This is a genomic window from Ruegeria sp. YTSA075 (assembly GCF_059610245.1).
In genome coordinates this window covers 1-7232 of sequence record NZ_JBXWNG010000031.1, presented here as the reverse complement: position 1 = coordinate 7232, position 7232 = coordinate 1, and the positions used below count along the sequence as shown (strand labels likewise).

5 protein-coding genes and 2 pseudogenes are annotated in these 7232 nt (G+C 56.4%); 2 read left to right on the top strand and 5 right to left on the bottom strand.

Going from position 1 to position 7232, the window contains the following annotated elements; translation table 11 throughout:
• Positions 1-383: 383 nt before the first annotated feature.
• Positions 384-464 (top strand): annotated as a pseudogene (locus AC2FGE_RS20825) (glutathione S-transferase family protein); the annotation flags it as partial.
• Positions 465-512: 48 nt separating this feature from the next.
• Positions 513-914, top strand: coding sequence for a glutathione binding-like protein (locus AC2FGE_RS20820; RefSeq protein ID WP_496821241.1), 402 nt, complete (start codon positions 513-515; stop codon positions 912-914).
• 99 nt (positions 915-1013) lie between these two features.
• On the opposite strand, the pseudogene AC2FGE_RS20815 reads toward AC2FGE_RS20820, so the two are convergent.
• The 5 genes and pseudogenes from AC2FGE_RS20815 to AC2FGE_RS20795 all read right to left on the bottom strand — a co-directional run.
• Positions 1014-1433, bottom strand: a pseudogene (locus tag AC2FGE_RS20815) (IS5/IS1182 family transposase); the annotation flags it as partial.
• A 122-nt stretch (positions 1434-1555) separates the two neighbouring features.
• Positions 1556-3355, bottom strand: coding sequence for an NAD(P)-binding domain-containing protein (locus tag AC2FGE_RS20810; RefSeq protein WP_496821240.1), 1800 nt, complete (start codon positions 3353-3355; stop codon positions 1556-1558).
• A gap of 148 nt (positions 3356-3503) precedes the next feature.
• Positions 3504-5246 (bottom strand): sigma-54-dependent Fis family transcriptional regulator, encoded by a 1743-nt coding sequence (locus AC2FGE_RS20805; RefSeq protein ID WP_480828226.1) that lies wholly within the window; start codon positions 5244-5246, stop codon positions 3504-3506.
• Positions 5247-5774: 528 nt separating this feature from the next.
• Entirely contained in the window at positions 5775-6074 is a 300-nt protein-coding gene (locus AC2FGE_RS20800) for a putative quinol monooxygenase (protein ID WP_496821239.1), read from the bottom strand.
• A 4-nt stretch (positions 6075-6078) separates the two neighbouring features.
• Complete coding sequence (locus AC2FGE_RS20795; protein ID WP_496821238.1) at positions 6079-6543, bottom strand: LysE family translocator; 465 nt, start codon at positions 6541-6543, stop codon at positions 6079-6081.
• Positions 6544-7232: the final 689 nt, after the last annotated feature.

Here is a 7232-nt window from a genome sequence, read left to right as displayed (position 1 = left end):
TGGGCCTTGCGCCCCGCCGGATCTGTTGGATGATTGCTTTCTGAGCAATGCGAAGGGCCGTCAGGCCCGGAGCCAGAACAATCTGGTTCCGAGGCTTCAGCCGAGGGCATTGAACTCTCGCCATCGGCGTTACAGGACAGAATTGTTTCTTCAATTTGGTCTTGTATATGGGACCCGAAACAAGCTTCGGGCGCACCCGAAATTTCACCGGGTTTTGCGACATGTCCTTCGATGCGTTTCCAAAGGTCATGAGCGGCTTGAACATGGCATTTCAGCCGATCCAGCGACATGTACTTCAGCTTGTCGGAACGCGGCCAGGATCGAAACGCCTCCATCATGTCTTCAGTGCCTTTAGGAGGGCAGGGGAGTGAAAGGAGACGCCCATCAATATCGGTGAAGGAGATCAGAACCATCCGGAATTTCGGCGCCTTAATCCGAATGGAAAAATACCGGCATTGCGAGATAGCGACGTCACGCTCTTCGAATCCGGTGCTATCTTGCTCCATTTGGCTTTGAAGCATGGCCGTTTCCTTGGCGAAAGCGCACAAGAGCGCGCGCAGGTGATGGCCTGGAGCTTCTGGCAAGTCGGAGGCTTGGGGCCAATGATCGGGCAATGGGGCCATTTCCAGATGGCCGATAAGAAGCTCCCCTATGCCATAGATCGCTACCTCACAGAGACAATCCGCTTGTTTTTTGTGCTCGAAGGTGCGCTTGCCGATGGCGCCTACCTTGCGGGGGCCAACTACACGATTGCCGACATGATGACCTACCCGTGGGCATCTGGCGGGCTGACTTTCCTGCGTCAGGCCGAGGCAACGGGCCTGTCTGATTTGCCCAACATCGAAGCCTGGATCACGCGCGTCGCCGAACGGTCTGCCGTGCAGACAGCTGAAGAGAAACTGTCCAAACTCTGACCCTTTTCCTCACCGGAGATCTAATCATGAACCGCAGAGAATTCCTGATGACGAGTGCTGCCGCTCTCGGCGTACAATCCCTCGGAGGAAATATGGCCCTGCCTGCCGGATTGATCTGGTGCCTTCCACGTCGACTATCACCCCATGGTCGGTGTCGATCAGGTAGTTGTCGGAATAGCTGAAGAAAGCAGGCCCTTTACGCGCTGCCGTCCATTGGCTGGCAGGGTCAGAATGAGATGTGAACTTTGGCTGGGCCTCGCTGACAGCCCCGAAAGCAGCCTCATCCAGCGTGTTGAGATACTCGCGGACCGCGCGGGGCGCATCGGCCGGATCGATACTCGTCGCATCCCACTCTTCCTTTGGTGTTGAATTCTGTTTGTTGGCATCCGCCTCGATCAGGCTGGCATCAATTGCCAGGCGCTGCCCGCTCACCAGACCTTCCGCGATGCAGCGCGCCACAGTCGTATCAAACAGATGACGCAGCAGTTCACTCTCACGGAACCGACCATGCCGGTTCTTTCGTACGGGATGAGTTGAAAACCGACCCTTCGCGGCACCTTGCCTGAACTGGTAAGACGCGCAACAAAGCGGACTTTCAATTTTTTCGATTGAAAGTCCGCTTCTTGGTGGTAGCGCATGCTTTAATTGAGGTGATGCACATCTTGAAGGCCGTAGATCGGCGTCGGGATGCCCTCCATCCGGGCCTTTATTTGCAACGCTAGGAACTGTGAATAATGCCGGGACTGATGCAGGTTTCCACCATGCATCCAAAGGTTTGGAACCTGTGTCGGCTTCCACATATTGCGTTGCTCGCCTTCCCAAGGCCCCGGGTCCTTGGTTGTGTCAGAGCCCAGCCCCCAGCATTTCCCAAGCCGATCCGCCATATCCTGACCCATCAGGTCCGCGACCCAACCGTTCATCGAGTTATACCCGGTCGCATAGACCACCAGATCGGCATCCAGATGCGTTCCGTCATCAAGGATAACTCCGGTTTCATCAAGCGCGGTGACTTGACCGCGTTTCAGCTTGATCTCACCATCAATGATCAACTGGCTGGCCCCGATATCGATGTAATAGCCCGATCCGCGACGCAGGTATTTCATGAACAGCCCGCTGTCGTCATCGCCCCAATCCAGCCAGAACCCGGCCTTTTCCAGACCGTCATAGAATTCTTTGTCCTGCTCTTTCATCGCGGCATAGGCCGGAATCTGGAATTCATGCAGAATGCGATAGGGCAGCGATGCAAAGATCAGATCGGCCTTTTCGGTTGTCATGCCAGACCGCACCGCACGTTCAGAATAGAGGTCACCCAGTCCGATTTCCATGAGGGTGTCCGAGCGGACTATATGGGTCGAGGACCGCTGCACCATTGTCACATCGGCATCGTTTTCCCAAAGCGCCGCGCAGATGTCATGAGCCGAGTTGTTGGACCCCACCACGACAACCTTCTTGCCTGCCCATCTGGCCGGCCCGTCGTGTTCCGAGGAATGTGCCTGCTCACCCTTGAATACATCCATACCCGGAAAATCAGGCATGCGTTTCTTGCCGGACATACCCGTCGCCATGATCAGTTGCTTGGGCCGCAACACCACCTCTTCGCCATCCCGGTCCACCGTGATGGTCCATTCGCCCTTGTCTTCATCAAAGGTGGCGGATTTGGCCGTCGTGCGCGTCCAATAGTTCAGCTCCATCACTTTGGTGTACATCTCAAGCCAGTCGCCGATCTTGTCCTTGGGCGAGAACACGGGCCAGTTTTCCGGGAACTTGATATAAGGCAGATGGTCATACCAGACCGGATCATGCAGGCAGAGGGATTTGTAGCGATTGCGCCAACTGTCGCCAGGTCGGTCATTCCGTTCAACGATGATCGTCGGGACGCCGAGCTGTCGCAGCCGCGCACCCATGGCTATCCCACCCTGACCACCGCCGATGATGACGCAGTAAGGCTGTGTTTTGTAGCCCAGTTCAGCCTCTTCCTGGGCCCGTTCTTCTGCCCATGTGGTCCTGTGTTTACCCGCACCATGCTTGGCCCCAAGTGGGCGGTTGAACCCTTTGGGCTCTTCATGACCTTTCAGCTCGACCATCGTGGTCAGCAAGGTCCATATCTTGCCATCCTTGAGGCGGATTAACCCATAGCCGCGTGCCACTTCGGTTTCGAACTCGATCCATGCAGTGGTTATTCCGCCGTCTTCAGTGGGCACTTCACCTTCGGCTATTTTCCAACCGCTCGGTTTGGTTGTGGCCAACTGATGCGCGAGCATATCTGCCACCTGCGCCTTGCCTTCGACCGTTTTGATATTCCAGGTAAAGCTAACCAGATCGCGCCAATAGCAATCGTCCTGAAACATATCGCAGGCGGCATCGATATCGCCTTGGGACAAAGCCGCACCGAAGTCATCCAAGAACCCCTGCACCTGATCCGAGAGTGTTGTGTCGAGCATGTCATCCTCCCTATCTCCACGGTGCAAAAGGCTGGCAAATCCGCGGCCCTTCGGGCAAGTCGATTTGGCGGCTCAACGCTTGACCTAGGCCAAAAACACCAAGACTTGTTGCGCGCGCAACAAGGGCGCAACACGAAGGCATTTGCGTTTATGCAGGTGGAGTAAGCCCGGCCTTTCGCACACGGCGCAGAATTGTCGACCGGTTCACGCCAAGGCGTCGCGCCACTTGAGACATGTTCCAATCGCAAGCACGCAGCAGTGCTTCGAGATCATCTGAGTCCAGCTTTTGCGCAGGGGCGAGCGCCGGGGCTGGCAAATCCGTCAAGTCGATGATGTTGTCCTGACACAGGGCGACCGCGCTGTGCAGCAGATGTTCCAGTTCACGAATATTGCCGCTCCATAGTCGTGATTTCAGATCGGCGCGCGCGACTGTCGACAGGTGAATATCATGGCTTGCAAACCGTCGAAGCAGACGATCAATTAGCCAATCCAGATCCGCTCGGTGGCGCAAAGGCGGCAGAGAAAATGTGGCCCCCGCAATCCGGTGCAGCAGATCTTCACGCAGACCGCCCTGCAATCCCGCCGGGGGCTGCCGACATGAGGCAATGATCCTCAGATCAGCCCGCCGCTCAAGCACTGCTAAAAGAGAGGCCTGTGCAGGCTCGCTCAGGTCTTCAACACCGCGCAGGAACAGCGTGCCGGGGTCGATGGTTTGGCAGAAATCGAATGTCTCGGTATCGCAGCAGATCACTGTGTGGAAATCCTGTCTCGCAGGATCGGCCATGTGGATCGCACGCGCCAGTTTGGTCTTGCCCGTGCCGCTTTCACCGGTCAGCAAAAGCGGCAGGCTGGTCGGTGCAAGACGTGCAGCATTGTTCAAAAGCTGCTGAAGGTCCGCATCCGGCCCCGCAAAACTGCCAAGAGCTCCGGGCAGAACCTGTTCTCGCTTGCGCAGGGCCGCCGTCATCTGCGACGTCTGTGGCGCAACGGCATGACCATAGAGCGCGCGCCCGTCCTTGAGGTGTAGAACCCGTTCTTCGGACGGTCTGCCGCGCATGAACTCCGGCATGTCATCAACACTGATTTCAAGCCAGTCCTGCAATTGCGACCCGATCAGGTGGCCCGAACCGTCCGGGTCCAGTGCCCGTCGGGCCCCCGAGGTCATACCAATGATCTTGCCGCTTCCGTCCACTGCAACCGCCGCTTCAGGATCGACCTCAAGAAATTCGGGGCTGGCTGAAAAGCGCAGGACCCAATCGCGCCGGGTCGATGCCATCAGGTTTGCCATCTCGACGCGACGGGCGGAATTCGTCACCAGTGTCATGGCCAGATTCTGCGACGCCTTAGGCGAAGGTCCACGCAACAACGAAACATCCAGAACAGCCGCAAGACCACCTTTGGTGTCGAAAATAGGCGCTGCCGTACAAGACAGCGGCGTATGCGTGATCGAAAAATGATCCCCCTGATGGATCGTCACCGGCTGACCTGTAACGATGCACGACCCTACCCCGTTCGTTCCTGCCAACTCTTCCGTCCATTTGAATCCCAGATGAAGACCCGCAGTTCTGAGTTCGTCCTCAAAGTTCCGGTCGCCAAAGAAATCGACGCAGACGCCATCTGAATCCGCAAGCAGCAGGACGTAGTTCTGCCCTGCAACCTGCGCAAACAACGATTGCAGCCCCGAGCGCGCTGTTGCGATCAGACGTTCGGATTGCTCCAGATGTTCACGGAATTTGGTGTCAGGCAGGATATGCGCGGGTTCCTGCCGTGAGGGATCCATACCGTAGGTTTCAACACAGCGCTGCCAGCTGTCCGCGACAAGCCGGTCTCTCCCTGTATCGAACCCGCTTAAGACACGGTCAATCTCTTTTGTGTGCTGGCGATCCAACAGCTTCCCGCCCTATAAATCCTCTCTAAAATTAGCATGAGGATGGCTTCGCGCCTATGTTCAAATTTCGTCTGGCAAACGTTTTGGCGCTTTGCCTCGTCAAGCTGAGCTTCGTTGAACGCGCAGCATTGGGCCCTTTCGGGCTCTCTTCAGGCACCTTGGCCGCGAGACCCATGAACGACCGTTCCGGGATGGAGCGCCGTTCGCTTCAACCGGCGTGAACTAAGCAGATGCGGACTTTTCCGTCATTCATTTTTCGCGCTTTGCTGACGCAGCATTTGTTTGCAGTCGCGGCACATGTGTTGTTGCAACGCAGCGCCTGTCGTCGATTCGGTCATTCATAGGGGTTGTTATGGCCGCCCCCGAGACCGTGCTTTCGCCGCACGCCGTTCGGATAACCGAGACGCGCAAGAAGCGCCATTTCGCTGCATCAGCTCGAACGGCTGCTATCTGTTGCGAGCAACTAAACCAGCCCGATTTCCTCTCGAAAGAACGGCCTTATGTCACGAAGGGTGCAAAAGGAATACGTTCTCAGTGTGCAGCCTTTGCGACTAGATCATCAACGGCTGCGAGAAAATGCGGCGAAGCGTTGTGCGCGTCCCACCCAGAGGCATCTTCGTAAAGCTCATAAACAAAGAACTGCGAAGGATCATCAGGTGATCTGTAGGGCATGAAGAACTTCATGCCCGGTTCCGCGTTTGATGGTCCGGCCAAATTCTGGAGGATTTCAGCTACAGCGTCAGCTTCCGCTTCCTTGGCCGTGATCCGCACCATCACCGCGAAACCTGTATTGAGGTTTCGGGCCGCTGAATTGTCGTCGTAGGCTCCCATCCGTTCAACCCCGATCCGTCAGCAATCGAAGACCTGCGAGGCCGAAGAATGCGCCAAGCGCACCTTGGATGAAGCGGCGCGCGCGCCCGTAAACGCGCACCATCATCGGGGTTGAAAAAGCCACCGCATAGAGAAGGTGGATCACCACTGACAAGACAAACGTGCCGCCCACAATCGCGCCAGCGACCCACAGCGATGCACCGGGAGCAAGGCCGAGCGAGATAATCGCGATCCACGCCAATGCAGCTTTCGGGTTCGTCATTTGGATGATATATCCACGCCTTGCGTAGCCCCAGGCGGTGCGTCGGCCGCCTGCAAGCTCTGTGGTGTCAATATCGTGGGCAAATGCCGCTGACCGAAACGCCTTGTACGCTAACCAGAGCAAATAAAGACCGCCAAATACTTTGATGATGAGAATAGCCGAAGCGTAGGTAGCAAGCAGGGCTGATAGCCCGATTGCGGTAAGCACCGCTCACGTGAGAGTGCCTGTCGCAACACCCATGGCAAGTGCCATGCCAGAAGGACGGTTCACCGCCATAGAGGTTCCGATCACAGCGAGGACGTTTGGACCGGGGCTTGCAATCGCCATCAAAAATGCGCCGTAAGAAAGCAGGATGCCCGGCAGGTAGGGGGAGATGTTTTCCGTTAAATGTAGCCTCGCTGAAGAATAATAATGTTCGCACTATGTTCTGCGCCACGATTTTCCGCAAGCATTTGTTGATCAGCCAATAACGGTAGATCGCGATAGCAGCCATTCATACTCCGCGCAGCATCGGTGATTTGGGCGCGCAGTCAGATTTCGCCGCCAGGCGTGTGAACTGTAGCTCCTGATTTGCTAACGGTTGCTCATCCAAAGACAGATCGCGATATCAAGGGCTTGGGGTGAAGGTCCGATGACGGGTCTGAACCTGCCTGCCGCGCTGGCTTTGCCGCGTGAGTATTAGGCCGTTGTGAGCCCATTTTGATCGATGCTGCTCGATGCCTCAATGACGGAAATGCGCAGACAGCAGATTTTGCTTAGTCGAGCAAACTGCCCAGTGCAGACAAAGGGCTTGGCTTCAATGGCAGCAATGCATCCTAAAGCGGATGGGGTGGATGGCTCCTGCTCCACCGGCGTCGCAATGCGCCATAATGCAGTTGTCTATCACTGCTAGGAAG